Below are 16,919 nucleotides of genomic sequence, written 5' to 3'. Positions count from 1 at the left end.
TACGTGAATGTTTACGGCCAAGGCTCGGTTAGGAACCCCGAGCAAGGCTCGGTCAGGAGCACGGACCGGCGCGCCCGCCCCGGTCCGGAGAAATCCGTCCGCGGCCGAGCAGTGGTCACTATCACCCCGGCCGGGAAATCCACCACCGCCCACCGGTGCCCCATCCGCCGGGGCGCGGTGCCAGGATCGGTCGGTGTGAGAGTTACAGCCCTGGCTGGCGGGATCGGTGGCGCCCGGTTCCTGCGCGGCGTGCTCGCGGCACTGCCGGAGGCCGACGTGACGGTAATCGGCAACACCAGCGACGACATCACGTTGCACGGACTGCGCATCTGCCCCGATCTCGACACCGTCATGTACACCCTGGGCGGCGGGATCTCGGCCGAACGGGGCTGGGGGCGCGAGGGCGAGTCGTTCGTCGTGGCCGAGGAACTCGCCGCCTACGGCGTCGGGCCGGCCTGGTTCGGGCTCGGCGACCGCGACCTCGCCACCCACCTGGTGCGTACCCGGATGCTCGACGCCGGCTACTCCCTCTCGGACGTGGTCCGGGCACTGTGTGAGCGGTGGAAGCCGGGGGTACGGCTGCTGCCGATGTCGGACGAGCGGGTCGAGACCCACGTGGTGATCTCGGACGCCGACGGCCAGCGCGCGGTGCACTTCCAGGAGTGGTGGCTGCGGCTGCGTGCCGCCGTGCCGGCACAGGCGATCATCCCGGTGAACGCGGAAAAGGCCAAGCCCGCGCCCGGCGTCCTGGCCGCCATCGCCGACGCGGACGTCGTACTGCTCCCCCCATCGAATCCGGTCGTCTCGATCGGCACCATCCTCGCCGTTCCCGGGATCCGCTCGGCCGTGCACGAGACCGCGGCGCCGGTGGTCGGGGTGTCGCCGATCATCGGCGGTGCGGCCGTGCGCGGGATGGCGGACGCCTGCCTGGCTGCCATCGGCGTCGAGACCTCCGCCCAGGCGGTGGGCGTGCATTACGGAGGCCGGGGGCGCACCGCCGCGACGGGGCACGGGACGGCCCCGCGCCCGGGAGCCGGGACGGCGGACGGACTGCTCGACGGCTGGCTCGTCGACACCGCCGACGCCGGCGCGACCGTTCCCGGCGCGACCGTGGCCGCGGCATCCCTGCTGATGACCGATCTGAAGGCCACGGTGGCGATCGTCCGGGCGGCTCTGGAGCTCGCCGGTGTCTGAGCGCAGCGCGGAACGGGCGCTGCGCGTGTTCCCGCTCACCGGCATCGGCGAGGTCCGTCCCGGCGACGATCTCGCCGTCCTGGTGGCCTCGGCCGCCCGGACGCACGGCCCGGCACTCGCCGACGGCGATGTCGTCGTGGTCACCTCAAAGATTGTTTCGAAGGCCGAGGGACGGCTCGTCACGGTGTCCGGCGACCGCGAGGAAGCCAGGCAGGCCATGATCGACAGTGAATCGGTGCGCGAGGTCGCCCGGCGCGGCCCGACCCGGATCGTCGAGACGCACCACGGTTTCGTCCTCGCCAGCGCGGGGGTCGACGCGTCGAACATCGCCAAGGACTCCCTCGCCCTGCTCCCGGTGGATCCGGACGCCAGCGCCAGGCGGCTGCGGTCGGGCCTGGCCACCGTGCTCGGCGTGGATGTCGCCGTCGTCGTCACCGATACCGCCGGACGGCCGTGGCGACGCGGCCTGACCGACATCGCCATCGGGGTGGCCGGCATGGCGGCGCTGCGCAGCCACGTCGGCGACCTCGACGGCTACGGCAACGAGCTGGGGATGACCGAGGTGGCCGAGGCCGACGAGCTCGCCGCGGCCGCCGACCTCGTCAAGGGCAAGCTGGGCGCCACGCCGGTGGCGGTCGTCCGCGGCTACGGCCGGCTGCCCGACGACGGCACCGGCGGGCGGGCACTGCTGCGTCCCGCGGGTGAGGACATGTTCCGCCTCGGCACCCTCGAGGCGCGCCGGGCGGCGCTGCGCGAGCGGCGCACCGTGCGGGACTTCTCCGACACCCCGGTCGACCCGGCCGCGGTTGACCGGGCGATCGCGGCGGCATTCACCGCCCCGGCCCCGCACCACACCACACCATGGCGTTTCGTGATCGTGACCGAGCGACGCGCGGCGCTGCTCGACGCGATGGCCGAGACCTGGGCGGACGATCTACGACGCGACGGGTTCGGCGAGGCGGCCGTCGAGCGTCGGCTCCGGCGCAGCGAGGTGCTGCGGCGTGCCCCACTGCTGATCGTTCCGATCATGGTCCTCGACGGCGCGCATCCCTATCCGGACGCCCGCCGCGCCGCCGCCGAGGAGCGGATGTTCACCGTCTCCGTCGGGGCCGGGGTGCAGAACCTGCTCGTCGCCCTGGCCACGGAGGGTCTGGGGTCGTGCTGGGTATCGTCGACGCTGTTCTGCCCGGAGGTGGTCACCCGGGTGCTCGACCTGCCGGCCGGTTGGGCGCCGATGGGCACGGTCGGGGTCGGGCACGCCGCCGCGCCCGTACCCGCCCGACCGGACCGCGATACCGCGGCGTTCGTCCTCCACCGCTGACCTCGTGGCCGGCCCGTCCCGGGTGGCCCGGTCCCGGATGACCTGGTCCCGGGATGATCCGTGACGCCACGGTCACGGTGCAGCGTGGCGAGACAGGGCGTGTCCGGTGGTGTTCGGCGGGTCGGATCCATCCTGCCCGGACGACGTGGTTCAACACTTCGTAGGATCAGCTGTCGTGGGTAAGAAGAGCGTCGAACGCAACACCCGGCTCGAGCAGTTGCGCCGTGAACAGAAGCGCAGGGAACGCCGCCGCGCGCTGCTCATCTACGGGACGTCGGGGCTCGTCGCCGTCGCGCTCCTCGTCGGCATCATCATCTACAGCGTCGCGGACAGTAGATCGAAGAACGAGGCCCGCAAGGTCGGCTACGTCGCGCCGGCCTCGGCGGCCGCCACCGCGGCCGGGTGCACCGGCACGGCGAACGACCCGTTCCGCGGCTCGACGCACGTCAGCACAGCGGTCACGTACGAGGCGTCACCGCCGTCCTCGGGTAACCACAACCCCGACCCCCTGCCCGACGGCATTCCCTTCTACAACCCGAACTCGGGCATCTCGGCGGAACGTGCCGTACACAACCTCGAACACGGCTTCGTGATCGGCTGGTACGACAAGAGCCTGCCGGGGGATCAGGTCGACAAGCTGCGCAAGCTCGCGGCGAATGCCGGGCCGCGGTTCATCGGTATGCCCTGGACCCGGAGCACCTTCGTCGACAACAAGCACTTCGTCCTGACCGCCTGGGACCGCACCCAGCGATGCTCGACGGTCTCCGCGGACGTGATCAAGGATTTCGTCACCAAGCATGCGAACCCGGATGCCGCCGGGGCCACCTGGGACTCACCGACCGCTCCGGAGTCCGGCGCGGCGGGCGGCACCCTGAACGTGACGGCGGACGGCCCCCTGGTGGATCCGGGCGCGGCCGCCTCCCCGCTCCCCGGCGCGGGCACCATGCCGCTGTCGCCCACCACCCCGACCCCGGCACCCTGACCCTCCCCGGCACGGCGACACGGCACAGGACAAGTCAGCTCCCGCCGTGGCGGATCGGCATCAGCAGGTAGCGGTAGGCGCCCTCGTCAACGGCGCCGCGGCCGCTGTCCTTGCCGGTGAGCACCGCGGGTTTCGCGGCGGCCTCGGCCGGATCGGCGTCGACGAACCCGATCGTCGCCTGATCGTCCTCGACGGCACCGAGCCCGTCCAGCAGGTAGGACGGGTTGAACAGCACCGAGAGCTCGGGACCTGCGTACTCGACCGGAATCGTCTCGCTGGCCTGTGCGCCACCGCCGTCCCCGGCCTCGGCGACGACCTGGTCGCGGGTGAACGTGAACCGCAGCGGCCCGGTGCGGGTGGCGACGACAGCCACCCGGCGGACCGCCGCGGCGAGCGCCGCGGTCTGCGCGGTGACGACGAGCGCGGCCGCCTCGGGCAGGAGCTTGCGGTAGTTGGGAAACGTCCCTTCGATGAGTCGGACGATGGTCTGCCGGCCGCCGGCGGCGAGGCCGAGCCGGGCGCCGGACGGATCGTCGAGGTCCAGGCCAATCATGATGCGGGAGGCCGACGTCGGCATGCGGGCCACCTCGGCGAGAACCTTGGCGGGCACGTGCGCGAGCGCCCACGGATCGTCGACTGTCGGCTGCCAGGGTATGCCGCGTACCGCGAGCCGGTACCGGTCGGTGGCGGCGAGGGTCAGCCCGCGCCCGGAGATCTCCATCCGGACCGCGGTGAGCACGGGCATGGTCTCGTCCCGGCCGGCCGCCGGGGCGACCTGACCGACCGCGGACGCGAACCCGAGCGTGTCCACCTCACCGATCGGTCCGGGAAAGCTGGGGAGCTTCGGGTAGTCGCCCGGGTCCATTAACGGCACGGTGAAACGGACGCTGCCGCAGCGCAGGACCAGCCGGTCACCGTCGACCACGACGTCGACCGTCGTCGCGGGCAGGCTGCGCACGATGTCCGTGAGGAGCCGGCCGGGCACCAGCACCCGCCCCGGTTCGTCCACCGAGGCCGCGACCGGAGCCCGCACCGCCACCTCCGTGTCGTACGCGCAGATCGTCAGGACCGAGGCCGTGGCCGGCCCCTGGCGCGCCGCGGAACCAGGAGACGCCGCGGAACCCGACGGCAGGGGAACCGCGGCGGGCGCCGACGCCGGGGCGCCATGGCCCGCGGTGAGCAGGATGCCGGTCAGGACGTTCCGGGCCGGGCCCGGCCGGTTGGGTAGATGCCGAGCGGCCCAGCCGGTCGCGTCGGCGAACGCGTCGCGTTCCACGCTGAACCTCATGAGTGCGATTGTCCTCGGCCACGGCGCGGAATCGCCGCATTCAGCGGGCGGTGTTTGTTCCCCGTCCGTGGATGTCCGCGAGATCTCCGCCCGGACGGGCCGCAGCCGCCGCGTCGTGAGGAGAGGCGGCGGCGCTACCAGTGGTCCGCCGCCGCCCGCAACCGGTCGGCTGCGCTCAGGTGCGGTCCGAGCTGAATCGCACAGCGCCCGCCGAGAGGGCGGCTCCGGGGAACACGCGCGCCCCGGACCGCAGCTCGTTGCCTCGCTCGATCCGTGCCCCGTCGCCGATGACCACCCCGTCGAGCGCGACACCGGAGCCGATCACCGCGTCCCGACCGATCACGCTGTCCCGCACGACCGCCCCGGCCTCGATGACCGCACCGTCGAACAGCACGGCACCGTCGATCGCGGCACCCGCGCCGACCCACGCACCGGTCCCGACGGTCGCCCCGCCACCGATCTTGGCGTCGGCGGCCACGACAGCACCGGGCAGCACCAGGCAGTCCCCGACCGGCCCCGGCAGCGCCGACGACGCCATCCGGCCGGTCACCAGATCGCGACTGCCCTGCACGAACGCCGCGGGAGTTCCGAGGTCGAGCCAGTAGGTGTCATCCGGGTAACCCATGACCGTCGTGCCGGCGGCCAGCAGTCCCGGGAAGGTCTCCCGCTCGACCGAGACCGGTCGTCCCGTCGGGATCGTGTCGATGACGGACCGCCGGAACACGTAGCACCCGGCGTTGATCAGATTGGTGGGCGGGTCCGGGGTCTTCTCCAGGAAGGCGGTGACGCGACCATCGTCGTCGACGGGCACGACCCCGAAGGCACGCGGGTCCACCACCCGGGTCAGATGCAGGGTGACCGCCGCGCCGGTCCCCGTGTGCCGCGCGACGAGGGCCTGGATGTCCAGACCGGCGAGGATGTCACCGTTGAAGATCACGACCGGATCGTCCGGTCCCCCGTGGAGCCGCTCGGCCACGTTGCGGATCGCGCCGCCCGTGCCCATCGGCTCGGTCTCGGTGACGTACTCCAGCTGGAGTCCGTGCGCCGAGCCGTCCCCGAAGTACTCCTCGAAGACCTCCGCCCGGTACGAGGTGGCGAGCACCACCCGGTCGATTCCCGCGTCTCGCGCGCGAGCCAGCATGTGCGCGGTGACCGGCACCCCCGCGACCGGCAACATCGGCTTCGGTGCCGACATCGTGAGCGGTCGCAGGCGGGTCCCCTGACCGCCGACAAGCATCACTGCGTCCATGGGGCGTCAGTGTCGCAGAACACGCGGTGGGCGCTGAAAACGGATCGGGGTCGGGACCATACGACGAACGGCATGCCATGGTTTCGACACGTTGCGTCGGACCGGGGTTCACCGAGCCGTCCGGATATCCCAAACATCTCGGACATCCAGGACATCCTCAACTACCAGCGACTCGGCTACCAGCGACTCGGCTACCAGCGACTCGACTGCCGGCCATCGGCCGGCCGCGGTCCGCTCAGGCGCCCCGCGCGGCACCGCCCCGGGGAAGCAGATCGGCGGAACGGGTCGCCTTCGCCCCCGCGCTGTCCCGGGCGAAGATCAGCGCGAGCAGCAGCCGGACCACGAGACCGACCCCGAGCAGCAGCCGCAGCGGCGCGCGCGCGTTGCCGGGGTACTGCCGGGACAGGTAGCGGAACATGCTGCGGTGATGAGCCAGCACCATCCGCCGTGACGACCGCTTCGTCGAGTGCCCGCCGAGGTGCTCGACCACCGCGGACGGCACGTACACCGACTGCCAGGACACCTCGCCGACGCGGCGGCCGAGGTCGACGTCCTCCATGAACATGAAGTAGGACTCGTCGAACCCGCCGACCGCCTCGAACGCCTCCCGGCGCAGCAGCTGGCAGGAACCGGACAACCAGCCGGCGGTCATCTCCCGGGGGAGGCCCCGCTCCCGCCGGTAGGAGGCCGTCCACGGATTCGTCGGCCAGCACCAGCCGAACAAGGCGTGCCCCACCCCGCGGCCGAGAGAGGGCAGGTCCCGGGCCGAGGGGTAGAGCGCCCCGTCCGGATTGATGATCCCCGGGCCGAAGGCCCCGCCCCCCGGCCAGCGGTCGGCCGCGGCAATCAGTTCGTCGACCGCACCGGGCGCGAAGGAGATGTCGGCATTGGAGATCACCAGCCAGGGCCCGCGGGCTCCGGCGGCACCACGGTTGACCGCGGTGCCGTAGCCGAGGTTGCGACCCGGGCGCACCAGGCGCACCTCGGCCCGCTCGGCGGCCGCCCTCGTGCCCTCGTCGAGGTGCGGCGAGTTGTCCACCACGACGACCTCGTAGGGCCGCGTGGTCGCCTTCGCCAGCGAGTCGAGGAAGGCGCCGATCACCTCCCCGGACCGGAAGGTCACGACGACAACCCGGATCTCCGGATCCACACCCATGTCTCGCCCGCCCGTTCTCGCCCACCGCTGGTCGCCCGACACGTTCCCGTGACGACGCACGGCACCTTGCACCGAGGAGACCGTAGCGCGCCCTTTGCAGCGTTCCTCGCCCCGGGGCCGGGCCGACGGGCGCCTCAGCGCTCGGCGACCGCCCGCGCGTAGCTCGCGAGATGCGCCTCGGCGCTGGCCGCCCAGGTGAACTCCCGGGCCCGGGCGAGACCGGCCTGACCGAGCTGCCTGCGCCGCTCGGCGTCATCGAGCAGGGCGCCCATCTCCCGGGCGATCGAGCCGGCGTCCGGCTGGGTGTAGGCGACGGCATCGCCGCCGACTTCCGGCAGCGACAGGCGCGGCGTGGTGAGAACCGGGGCGCCGCAGGCCATCGCCTCCAGCACCGGCAGCCCGAAGCCCTCACCGTGCGAGGGATACGCCACCAGTGACGAACCTCCCAGATAGCCCGGCAGGTCGGAGAAGCGCAGATAACCCGGCCGGATCACCCGCAGGTGGCTCGGCACCGAGGCGACGGCGGCATCGACGTCGTCGTCCCAGCCGGAGCCGCCGGCCAGGACGAGCGCGGGCGGCTCGTCCCGCCAGTGCACCGCCTCGGCCCAGCCCCGGATGAGGTTCGGCACGTTCTTGCGCGGCTCCAGCATCCCGAGGAACGCGACGTAGCGCGAGTCGCCAAGCCCGAGCCGGCGGCGCACCCGCCGCTTGTCCTCCTCGGTCGGCGGATGGAAGGTCGACGTGTCGACGCCGTGGTAGGCGACGTCGGTGGTCGTCGGCTCCCCGTCGAGCACCCGCACCAGCTCGTCCCGGGTGGCCTTCGAGGGGACGATGATCCGGACCGCCCGGCGCACCGCGGTGCGCATCGCGGACCGGAAGAACGTGCCCTTCACCGCGGTGTGCATGTCGGGCTCGGTGAAGAAGGTGACGTCGTGAATCGTCACGCACACGGGCTGGTGCGCCCGCAACGGCATCGTGTAGTGCGGTGAATGGATGACATCGGCATTCACCTGTTCGGCGACCAGTGGCAGCCCGGTCTGTTCCCAGGCCAACCGCGCGGGCCGGTGGGCGATGGCCGCCGGCCCGGACAGAACGGTGGCGTGTGGAGCCATCCGGCTGTAGCGTTCCTCATCCGACCGTTGGCAGACGAGCGCCATGTCCGCGCCGGTCGTGCCCAGCGCCGCGACCAACCCGTCGACATAACGCCCCACGCCACCACGGTCGGCCGGGACCGAAGTGGCGTCGACGAGCACCCGGGGTCCCACGGCGCTCCCTCCCTGACGCGCCACCCGCGACGGGGTGGTCGCTTGCTTCACGGTGACCGCTTGCTTCTCAACGGGGGCAACACTACGCCCGCCCGTCGTCGGCGACGGACACGGCGGGGGAACCGCTGACTCGACGGTAGAGCGCCCACGTCGCCAGTGCTGCCCCTTTCCAGGTAAATGACCGGGCACGAAGGCGTCCAGACTCCGACAGCCGCCCCCGCAGGCCCGGATCGCCCATGACCTTCGCCACCGCGGCGCCCAGCGCGGCCGGGTCGTCCACCCCGACTACCACGGCGGCGCCCCCACCGACCTCGACCAGCGCGGGGGCATCCGAGACGATGACCGGCACACCGTGCGCCATCGCCTCGACGACCGGCAGCCCGAAGCCCTCCGACCGGCTCGGCGCGAGCAGTACGCCCGCAAGGGACAGGACCACGGCGAGATCCTCGTCACTGAGCCGCCCAAGGGTGCGCACCCGGTCCGCGCCCAGACCGTGCCTGGCCGCCGCCGCGCGCACGTCCAGCCCACCCCAGCCGGTCGCGCCGACGTGGACCAACGGCAGGCCCGGATCGCCCGGTCGTCGCAGCGCCGCGAGCGCGGTGTCGAGGCCCTTACGGGGTTCGAGCGTGGCGAGGGTGAGTAGATAACGCCCTGGAGGGGGTAGCCCCATCCGCGCGGCGCGGGCGTCGGCATCGGGCGGAACCCGGACCACGGCGTCGGCGACTCCCTCCCCGATCGCGTGCAGGCGGTCTTCGGGGATCGGCAGATGCCGGGCGATCTCGGCCGCCACCGCGAGCGTCGGCACGACGATCGCGTCGGCGTGGCGTGCGGCCCGTTCGCCCATCAGCCGGTGCCACCGGACCCCGTGCGGGGTCAGGGTCTCGGGATGCGTCCAGGGAACGGCGTCGTGGATCGTCACGACGAGCTTCGGGCGCGGCCGGCGCCGGTCCAGGGCATCACCCAGGGCCGGCGCGACGGTTCCGGAGGCCCAGGAAGCCAGCGACGGACGGGGCGGCGCGCCGGAAAGTCCGGAAGGTGAAGATGAGTCCACATAACCCGGAGAGCGCCGATAATCCGGAGAACGCCGGGAGTCACCGGACCGTCGCCCGCGCCGGGACCCGGTCCGAGAACCGGTCCGGTCGTCGAGGCCGTGCAGGGCGTCCGCCACCGAACCGGTCACGAACCCCCGGGTGCCACCCGTGGGTGGCACCAGCAGGGTCGGAGCGTGAATGACGTCCACCCCTGTCGGAGCCGGGCCCACGCCACACGCCCAGGCCACGGCGAGTGCGCGGCGAGGCAGACCAAGTCGGAACGGACCGAAGACGCCGGGCAACACGGCCGGACCGACCTCCCGGCGCCCGGCACACCACCCGGTCACCCGGTCCTCGGGGGCGGCGGTGCGGGCGAGCGCCGCCGCGAGCTCGGCGGAGTAGCGCCCGGTCCCGCCAGGAACCGGCGCGAGCAGCTGCTCGACAAGGAAACCCACACGCACGGGTCACAGTCTGCCCCTGCCTCCTCCATTCCCGGACAGCCGGCCCGGTCCCCGGACAGCCGGGGCCGGTGGGCCGGCGGGGTCAGCGGCCGCAGGCGCGCAGGGCCGCGAGTGCCATCACGGCGCAGGAGATCCCGCCGACCAGGTATCCCCAGCCCCGATGGCCGAAGAGCGCGAACCCGGCACCCATCCCGGCCACGATCAGCCCGAACAGCAGCACGGTCAGGACGACGGCGAGGATGCGCTGGTTACGCAGGGAGGTGGGGGGCGGCGGCGGGCCCGTCCGCGGCCCGTGCTCCGGCTGCCGGCGCGGTTCACGGCCGGGGCCCGGGCGTGCCGACCGGCCGGCGGACGCCATCGTTCAGCCCTCCCGTTTGCGGGCGTGGGTGAGTACGACGCTGCCCGCGGTGTCGGGAGCCCGCCGGTCCGACAGGGCGACGGCCGGCGAGAGCACGGCCGCGGCGTTCCATCCCGTCCTGCCGCCCTTGGCGGACAAGGTCAGGTAGAGCCGCTCGGCGCGTTCGCTGCGGAACATGTACGTCTGCCGAATGACCTCGAGCCCGACATCGTCGAGCAGCTTGGCGAGATGGTCGCCGGAATAGGTGTGCCTGACGTGGTATCGCTCGCGGTGCCGGTCGAACAGATCCGGCCAGGACGCCGCCCGGGTGAGGGCGTCGGCAGACATCACCAGGTCGCCACCCGGACGCAGCACCCGCGCCATCTCGGCAAGCGCGGCCGGCCCATCGTCGAAGTGCTCGATGGCGCAGACCGACATGACGACGTCGAACGTGGCCGCGGCGAACGGCAGCGCCAAGGCGTCCCCCTCGACGAGCCCGGGATGCCCGCGCAGCCGGCGACCGAACTGCAGCTTGTGCCGGGCGAGGTCGAGGCACACCGCCCGAGCCCCGCGACGGACGGCCTGGCCGGCCCAGTAGCCGTCACCGCCGGCCACATCGAGCAGGGTGCGCCCGGCCAGTTCCCCCGCCCACGACAGCAGGGTGCCGACCTCCCGGCGACGCATGACATGTACCTGATGGCCCACGAAGGCGAGGGCGTCGTCCCGCACCGGGCTCACAGGTCGGCCCCGCCCATCCGGTCAGCCTTGCTCATTCCAGTCCGCCTTCCGAGTCCACGATTCACGCGTGGTCTACGATCCATGGATGGGCCGTGACTCGCGCATACGCCACGGCTCAGGTGTGCCCAAGCGCGCCCAACGTCACATCAAGGTAACGCTCCCACGCCCCGTCGATGTCCGGCGGTATGACCTTCGAGCGCAGCCCGGCGAGCACGCCGGGCTCGTAGAGCCGCCGCAGCGCCACCGCCAGCGCCTCCGCGTCGTCGGGCGGCACGAGTAGACCGTCCACGCCGTCGCGGACCGTGGTGGCGAGTGTTCCCACCGTGGTCGCCACGACCGGCACGCCGTGCAGGTGCGCGAGATCGACGTTCTGCGACGCCGTTCCGGCCCGGTAGGGAAGCACCAGGGCGTCGGCACCGGCGAACAGCGCGGGCACCTCCGCCGCGTCGACATAGCCCGACCGCAGGTCCACCCGGGTGGCCAGGCCGAGCTCCTCGACCAGCCGGGCGGTCTCCCCCGTCCCGCCCCAGAACTCGCCGGCGACGGTGAGACGAACGTCCGCCGGCCCGCGGGCCAACGCCCGCAGCAGGACGTCCAGTCCCTTGTACGGCCGCACCAGCCCGAAGAACAGCAGATTGCGCCGGGTGACGTCGGCGGATGGCCCACCGCGGCCGGCCACCGGCCCGGGCGGCGAGGACGGCAGACCCGAGGAGGACGGACCCGAGGACGGCAGACGCGAGGACCACAGGTGCGTGGCCATCTCGGCCACCAGGACCGGAGCAGGGGTGAGGCACGCGGCGAGCTCCGCCTGGGCCGGCGTGTGGACGAGAACAGCCGACGACCGGCGCAGCACCGCACTGGTCAGCGGTTCGTCCACGGCCCGGCGCTCGTGCGGCAGGACGTTGTGGCAGAGTGCCACGACCGTGGGACCCGCGCCTCCGGAACCCGCTCGCCCGGAACCCGTGCCCCGGCCGCGCAGCCCCCGGGCCCGCAGCCCCGGGGCCCGCAGTGCGCCGAGGACGCCCAGGTAGGCCGGGGCCTGCACGGGGGTGACGACGACCAGGATCACCGCGTCGGCCTGCCGCCGCAGGCGCCTGCCGAGCCGGATCCACCCATCCGGTCTGCACCACGACAACGGGTAGCGGGTGACCTCGAACGGCTCCATCTCGGGCTCGGTGACGCGCTGCACGCCGGGATAGAGCCGCGCGGGGTATTGCGCCGACCAGGACTCGACCGCCACCTCGTGGCCCCGCGCCGACAGCCGGTGCGCAAGCTCGGTGGTGTGCTGCGCGATCCCCCCCTTGTAGGGATGGGTCGGACCGACGATCGCGATGCGCACGCCGGTCAGGTGTCGCTGCGCGAGCGGGCCACCAAATCGCCGATCAACGCCAGCACGACGATCTGGAAGCCGACCAGAATCGCCAGCAGCGTCGACGTCGCCACATGGAAGTCGTAGCGGATCACGTCCACGATCAGCTTGACAAAACCCAAACCCATGATCCACAGGGCGGCCGGCATGAGAACCTTGATCGGATCGAAGTACATCACCATCCGCAGCACCTGAAGGATGTAACGCCGCGCGTCCCGGAAGGGATGGAACTTCGACGTTCCGGACCGTTTTGCGTAATCAATCGGGAGGTAATCCACCGGATGCTGGTTCGACAGGAAGGACATCGTGATCGTGGTGACGCAGGAGAAACCGGGGGGCAGTAGCCGCAGATAGGGCAGGGAAACGTCCCGGCGGAAGGCGCGAAGCCCGGAGTTGAGGTCGGGAATCTTCATGCCGGACAGCCGCTGGGCGATTATCCGGATGAACCATTTCGCCGGCACCCGGGCCCACTTGTGAGTGCCCTCCTCGGTGCGGCGCGCCCCGACGACCTGGTCGACGTCGAGGTTGTCGTCCAGGTAACGGACGAACTCCGGGATGCGCTCGTTCGGGTACGTCATGTCGGCGTCGGTCCAGACGACGATCTTGCCGCGGGCCTCCTGGGTCCCGATCCGGCGGGCCGTGCCGGAACCACCGTTGCGGCGGAACGGCATCACCCGCATGCACGGGAACCGCGGGGCCACCTCGCGCAGCACCGCGAGCGTGTTGTCGGTCGACTTGTCGTCAATCGCCAAGACTTCGTAGGAGTAACCGCTCGCGTCCATCGCGGCGGTGATGCGCTCGAGTTCGAGCACCACATGGTCCTGCTCGTTGTAGCAGGGCAGCACGATGGTCACGTAAGGGGTGTCCGGACCGGCGGCAGCGACGCCGTCCCCGGAAGCCGCCCGCACTGGGGTGCCGGCCTGCGGATGTTCAGGTCGGTGGATGGCGCTGACACTCACGTCGGTGTGGCTCCCGGTCGTCGTTCCGGCCCAGCGGCGTCCCGGGCCGGCGTCCTGGCGGCCCGGCGTCGTCAGTTCCCGCCCCGATCGCCGGTCCGTGGCGATGGTGCACGCTCCGTCGAGGGCTCGCGCACGACTCTAGAGTGGCATGCCCGCCCCGGCGAGCCGACAGCCGGGCGGTCCCGGCCACCGGGGCAGCGCCTACTGTTGCTCCGTGGGTGCGTTCAGAAGTGATCTGCGGGAGTATGTGCGGCACGTTCGTTCGCTGCGGGCGGCGCAGGAGACCTCGGCCCGCTCGTTCGTGGCCGGGCTGCGTTACCCGCTCGCGTACAGACAACCGATCTGGACCGGTTCCCCCACCGTGATCGAAGGCCGGGAACGCATCGAGTTCGCCGAGGGCGCATCGCTACGGGTGGGGCTCGGCGCGTTCGGACTGTCGACCCGGCGCGACACCTCGATCATCCGGGTGCATCCCGAGGGCCGCCTGCGCTGCGAAGGTGTCGTGTCGCTGCAGCGGGGCGTGCGGATCGTCGTCGACTCGGGCGTACTGGAACTCGGCCCCGGGGCGAACATCAACGGGTTCGCCAAGATCCTCGTGCGCGAACGCGTCTCAATCGGCGCCTGCTGCAACGTCTCGTGGGACACCCAGCTACTCGACAACGACTTCCATCCGATGGTCGTCGACGGCGTGGAGCAGCCGATGAGCGGGCCGATCGTGCTGGAGGACCGGGCCTGGATCGGCACGGGGGCTATCGTGCTCAAGGGCGTGACGATCGGCGAGAGCGCCGTCGTCGCCGCGGGCTCGGTGGTGACCCGGGACGTGCCGCCCAAGGCCGTCGCCGCCGGATCCCCCGCGAAGATCGTCGGCCACATCGACTCCTGGCGCTGATCCGGCGCCCGGATCGCGCGCTCCGGACGTCGGGCCTCGGCTGCCCGCGTGCCACGCGGACAGCTCCGCGGCCACGCCTAAAACCGGAATCTTCGCCTCGCCCAAATCCGACAGATCCTGCTATTCGACAGATCCTGCTATCCGTGCTATCCGGCGGACTTTGCATCCGGATAGCCGAAGGCATCCGCCTCGATCCCCCGATTCAATAACGGTGAACCAGCCCTCGAGCGGTCACGATGATGGTTGCAGGCTGTGACACCGCCGGTCCGGGAACACCGCGACAACGGTCTGGACACCAGCCCGGAAGCACCCGCACCACCGTGCGCGACCAGGGCTGACTGGAGGAGGGCACCCATGATGCCGACGGGGAATCGGGGGTCCGTAGCATGACTCCACCTTCGTCCGATGGGACTCTGCCACTCGTGGGTGACTCTGTGGATTCGACCGCAACGGCCCGCGCCGACGCCAAGGCCGGCGGAGACGTGTTCCCGATGGGGACGCGCTTCCGGCCGTGGGGGATTCTCCGCACCACCCCTGCGGCCATCTGGGTGATCACTCTGCTCTTCACCGCGCTGCTGGCCGGCTGGTCGGTGATGATGCCGCAATACCATGCGCCCGACGAACCGAACCACGTGGACGCTGTGATGCGGCTCGTCGAGGGCAAGGGCTGGCCGTATCCGGGCCGTGCGATCGTGACGCAAGGTGGCGTAGGGGCGATCATGGCCGCCCCCTACGGATCCGAGGAGCGGCCCCGCGACCTGTCAGCCGGCCCGTTCACCGCGGCCGACGCCGTCCCCCGCCACGATCGTCCCAGCTGGGAGGAGTTGGACCGGATGCCGGCGCCGAAGGGCGGCATCCAGCAGCTCGTGCAGCATCCCCCGCTGTACTACTGGGTTGACGCCATGATTCTCAAGGCCGTCCCCGGCGGTGGCGACCACCTGCGCTGGGACGAGATCATCGGGATCCTGCGCCTGGTCAGCGTGGCAATGGTCGCGCCGTTGCCGTTGCTCGCCTGGGCCGGGGCGAACCGGCTCAGCGGTGGCAGCCGGGTGGCGGGGATCTGTGCCGCCCTGGTACCGCTCGGGATCCCCCAGCTCACCCACATCGGATCCAGCGTCAACAACGACAACCTGCTGGTTCTGACCAGCGGCCTGGCCACGGTCTCGATCGTCTACGTGCTGCGCGGGGACACCTCCCTGCGCACCGCGGCCTGGACGGGGGTCTTCGTCGGCCTCGCCCTTCTGACGAAGTCACTGGCGATCATGCTGGTCCCCATGGCGGCGCTGGCCTACCTCGTCGCCTGGGGCCGGGCCCGACGCGACGCCCGGGCTCCGTGGGCGCGGGGACCAGCGGCCGCCGTGGCGGCGACCGGACCGGCCGCCATCGCCCCCTACCCGGCCGCCCCTTACCCCCCCGCCGACCCCCGCACAACCAGCCCCCGCACAACCAGCCCACATGCAACCGGCTCTCACCCCACCGAGACGGAGCCCTTCCTGCTCGCCGAGGCCGGACCCACGGGACCACCCGCCTCCGCGCTTCGCGTGCCCTGGCGCCAACTGCTGCTCGGCGGCGCGCTGGCGATCGCGCTCGGCGGCTGGTGGTGGATCGTCAACATCGTCCGTTACGGCACCTTCCAACCGGAGACGCCGGGATTCCCCCTCGGCCAGTATCTGAGCGACGACTGGGGTGCCTACACCGAGCTGCTGATCAACGGGACGATCCTGCGCTGGTGGGGATCCTTCGGATGGTTCGAGGTCAACCTGACGACGGTCCCGGTGCGCACGGGCACCGCCGTCGTCATCGTCTTCTTCGCCCTCGCCCTCATCCGGGCCCGGACCGGACGCATCCGGGTGGACCTGCTGTTCCTGCTCTGGCCCACCTGGGCGCTGTTCGGCCTGATGACCCTGCAGTCCGCGAAGAACTTCGACAGGTACTTCCACGTCAGCGGGATCTCCGGCCGCTACCTGTATGCGGGCCTGGCGTCGCTGGCGATCGGGGTCGGGATGGGCGCGGCGGCGACCGGCCGCCATCTCTCCCGGATCATGCCGCTGCTCTTCCTGGCCGGCGCGACCACCCTGCAGGCCTGGGCGATCTCGATGGTGTTTCCGCACTTCTGGCAACTCGAGGGCGGCGACCTCGGCGACGCGTGGGACGCGATGGCGGCGTGGGCACCGTGGTCGGAGGGCACCCCGAAATGGCTTGCCGGCGCGGTGTGCGTCCTCGCCGTGGCGGCCCTGGCCTGCTGCATCGGGGTCCTTGTCACCGGCGGTCCGGCCCCGTCAAAGGGACGGTCACCATCGACGGGACAGCGACCGGCTCCACCGCTCGCGCCGTACCCGTCGCACCTGCCGTCGCCGGAACGGCCGCGGCGCGCCGCCGCGCCGGATGCCACCACCGGCTCGGGCCCGGCGGCCGGTACGGGCCCGGAGCCCACCGGCCAGGGCCCCTCCGCCGCGGGGCCTCCGCACTCCCCCTGATCCGGCATCGCCGACAAGGAACCGGAAACCATCCGACCATCGTGCGCGTTCACTCACGGAGAGTCACACTGAATCCCGAGCCTCGGACAAGGCGCAACCGGCCACGGCGGCGCTGCGCATCGGAGCTCGGGGGCCTCGGATGGTGATTCGGAGGCGCATAGGATCCGCGATGTCAACCATCTCGGTTCGGGAGGGGTCTTGCG

At 71.9% G+C, this 16,919-nt stretch carries 14 protein-coding genes; 5 read left to right on the top strand and 9 right to left on the bottom strand.

The annotated features are described in order from the left end of the window. Nucleotides 1–195 precede the first annotated feature (195 nt). The 3 genes from cofD to AC08OQ_RS01720 all read left to right on the top strand — a co-directional run bounded on the left by cofD (nucleotide 196) and on the right by AC08OQ_RS01720 (nucleotide 3,497). Nucleotides 196–1,194: a 2-phospho-L-lactate transferase gene (gene cofD / locus AC08OQ_RS01730; RefSeq protein WP_476602281.1), complete on the top strand. Its 999-nt coding sequence runs from the start codon at nucleotides 196–198 to the stop codon at nucleotides 1,192–1,194. Further along, nucleotides 1,187–2,515 (top strand): coenzyme F420-0:L-glutamate ligase, encoded by a 1,329-nt coding sequence (locus AC08OQ_RS01725; RefSeq protein ID WP_476602282.1) that lies wholly within the window; start codon nucleotides 1,187–1,189, stop codon nucleotides 2,513–2,515. Before cofD ends, AC08OQ_RS01725 begins: the two co-directional genes overlap by 8 nt. A gap of 175 nt (nucleotides 2,516–2,690) precedes the next feature. After that, entirely contained in the window at nucleotides 2,691–3,497 is an 807-nt protein-coding gene (locus AC08OQ_RS01720; protein ID WP_476604411.1) for a DUF3105 domain-containing protein, read from the top strand. 34 nt (nucleotides 3,498–3,531) lie between these two features. On the opposite strand, the gene dnaN is transcribed toward AC08OQ_RS01720, so the two are convergent. From dnaN to AC08OQ_RS01675, 9 genes are all read right to left on the bottom strand, one after another. Then, the gene (dnaN, locus tag AC08OQ_RS01715) at nucleotides 3,532–4,785 is read right to left on the bottom strand and encodes a DNA polymerase III subunit beta (RefSeq protein WP_476598948.1); all 1,254 of its coding nucleotides are present in this window, start codon (nucleotides 4,783–4,785) and stop codon (nucleotides 3,532–3,534) included. A gap of 175 nt (nucleotides 4,786–4,960) precedes the next feature. Then, on the bottom strand, nucleotides 4,961–6,034 hold the full coding sequence (gene manB / locus AC08OQ_RS01710; RefSeq protein WP_476611877.1) for a mannose-1-phosphate guanylyltransferase: 1,074 nt from the start codon (nucleotides 6,032–6,034) through the stop codon (nucleotides 4,961–4,963). 235 nt (nucleotides 6,035–6,269) lie between these two features. After that, nucleotides 6,270–7,190, bottom strand: a complete 921-nt coding sequence (locus tag AC08OQ_RS01705; RefSeq protein ID WP_476593616.1) for a glycosyltransferase family 2 protein — start codon at nucleotides 7,188–7,190, stop codon at nucleotides 6,270–6,272. A 134-nt stretch (nucleotides 7,191–7,324) separates the two neighbouring features. Then, complete coding sequence (locus AC08OQ_RS01700) at nucleotides 7,325–8,455, bottom strand: glycosyltransferase family 4 protein (protein ID WP_462187465.1); 1,131 nt, start codon at nucleotides 8,453–8,455, stop codon at nucleotides 7,325–7,327. Nucleotides 8,456–8,537: 82 nt separating this feature from the next. Further along, a complete protein-coding gene (locus AC08OQ_RS01695) occupies nucleotides 8,538–9,947 on the bottom strand; it encodes a glycosyltransferase family 4 protein (RefSeq protein WP_476598946.1) in 1,410 nt (469 codons plus the stop codon). An 82-nt stretch (nucleotides 9,948–10,029) separates the two neighbouring features. Further along, nucleotides 10,030–10,305 (bottom strand): hypothetical protein, encoded by a 276-nt coding sequence (locus AC08OQ_RS01690; protein ID WP_462187458.1) that lies wholly within the window; start codon nucleotides 10,303–10,305, stop codon nucleotides 10,030–10,032. Nucleotides 10,306–10,308: 3 nt separating this feature from the next. Next, nucleotides 10,309–11,022 (bottom strand): class I SAM-dependent methyltransferase, encoded by a 714-nt coding sequence (locus AC08OQ_RS01685; protein ID WP_476598944.1) that lies wholly within the window; start codon nucleotides 11,020–11,022, stop codon nucleotides 10,309–10,311. Nucleotides 11,023–11,137: 115 nt separating this feature from the next. Continuing rightward, on the bottom strand, nucleotides 11,138–12,361 hold the full coding sequence (locus AC08OQ_RS01680) for a glycosyltransferase (protein ID WP_476598942.1): 1,224 nt from the start codon (nucleotides 12,359–12,361) through the stop codon (nucleotides 11,138–11,140). Between the two features lie 5 nt (nucleotides 12,362–12,366). Next, nucleotides 12,367–13,350, bottom strand: a complete 984-nt coding sequence (locus AC08OQ_RS01675) for a glycosyltransferase family 2 protein (protein ID WP_476598940.1) — start codon at nucleotides 13,348–13,350, stop codon at nucleotides 12,367–12,369. Between the two features lie 214 nt (nucleotides 13,351–13,564). Between AC08OQ_RS01675 and AC08OQ_RS01670 the strand changes: the two genes are divergently transcribed. Together AC08OQ_RS01670 and AC08OQ_RS01665 are read left to right on the top strand one after the other, a co-directional pair. Then, the gene (locus AC08OQ_RS01670) at nucleotides 13,565–14,239 is read left to right on the top strand and encodes an acyltransferase (protein ID WP_476598938.1); all 675 of its coding nucleotides are present in this window, start codon (nucleotides 13,565–13,567) and stop codon (nucleotides 14,237–14,239) included. Nucleotides 14,240–14,673: 434 nt separating this feature from the next. Further along, nucleotides 14,674–16,716, top strand: coding sequence for a DUF2142 domain-containing protein (locus AC08OQ_RS01665; RefSeq protein WP_476598936.1), 2,043 nt, complete (start codon nucleotides 14,674–14,676; stop codon nucleotides 16,714–16,716). Nucleotides 16,717–16,919 lie beyond the last annotated feature (203 nt).

The sequence above is a fragment of the Frankia sp. CcCS3 genome (genome assembly GCF_977927575.1).
The sequence above is the reverse complement of the archived record's forward strand: the minus strand, read 5'-3'. Positions and strand labels throughout refer to the sequence as shown.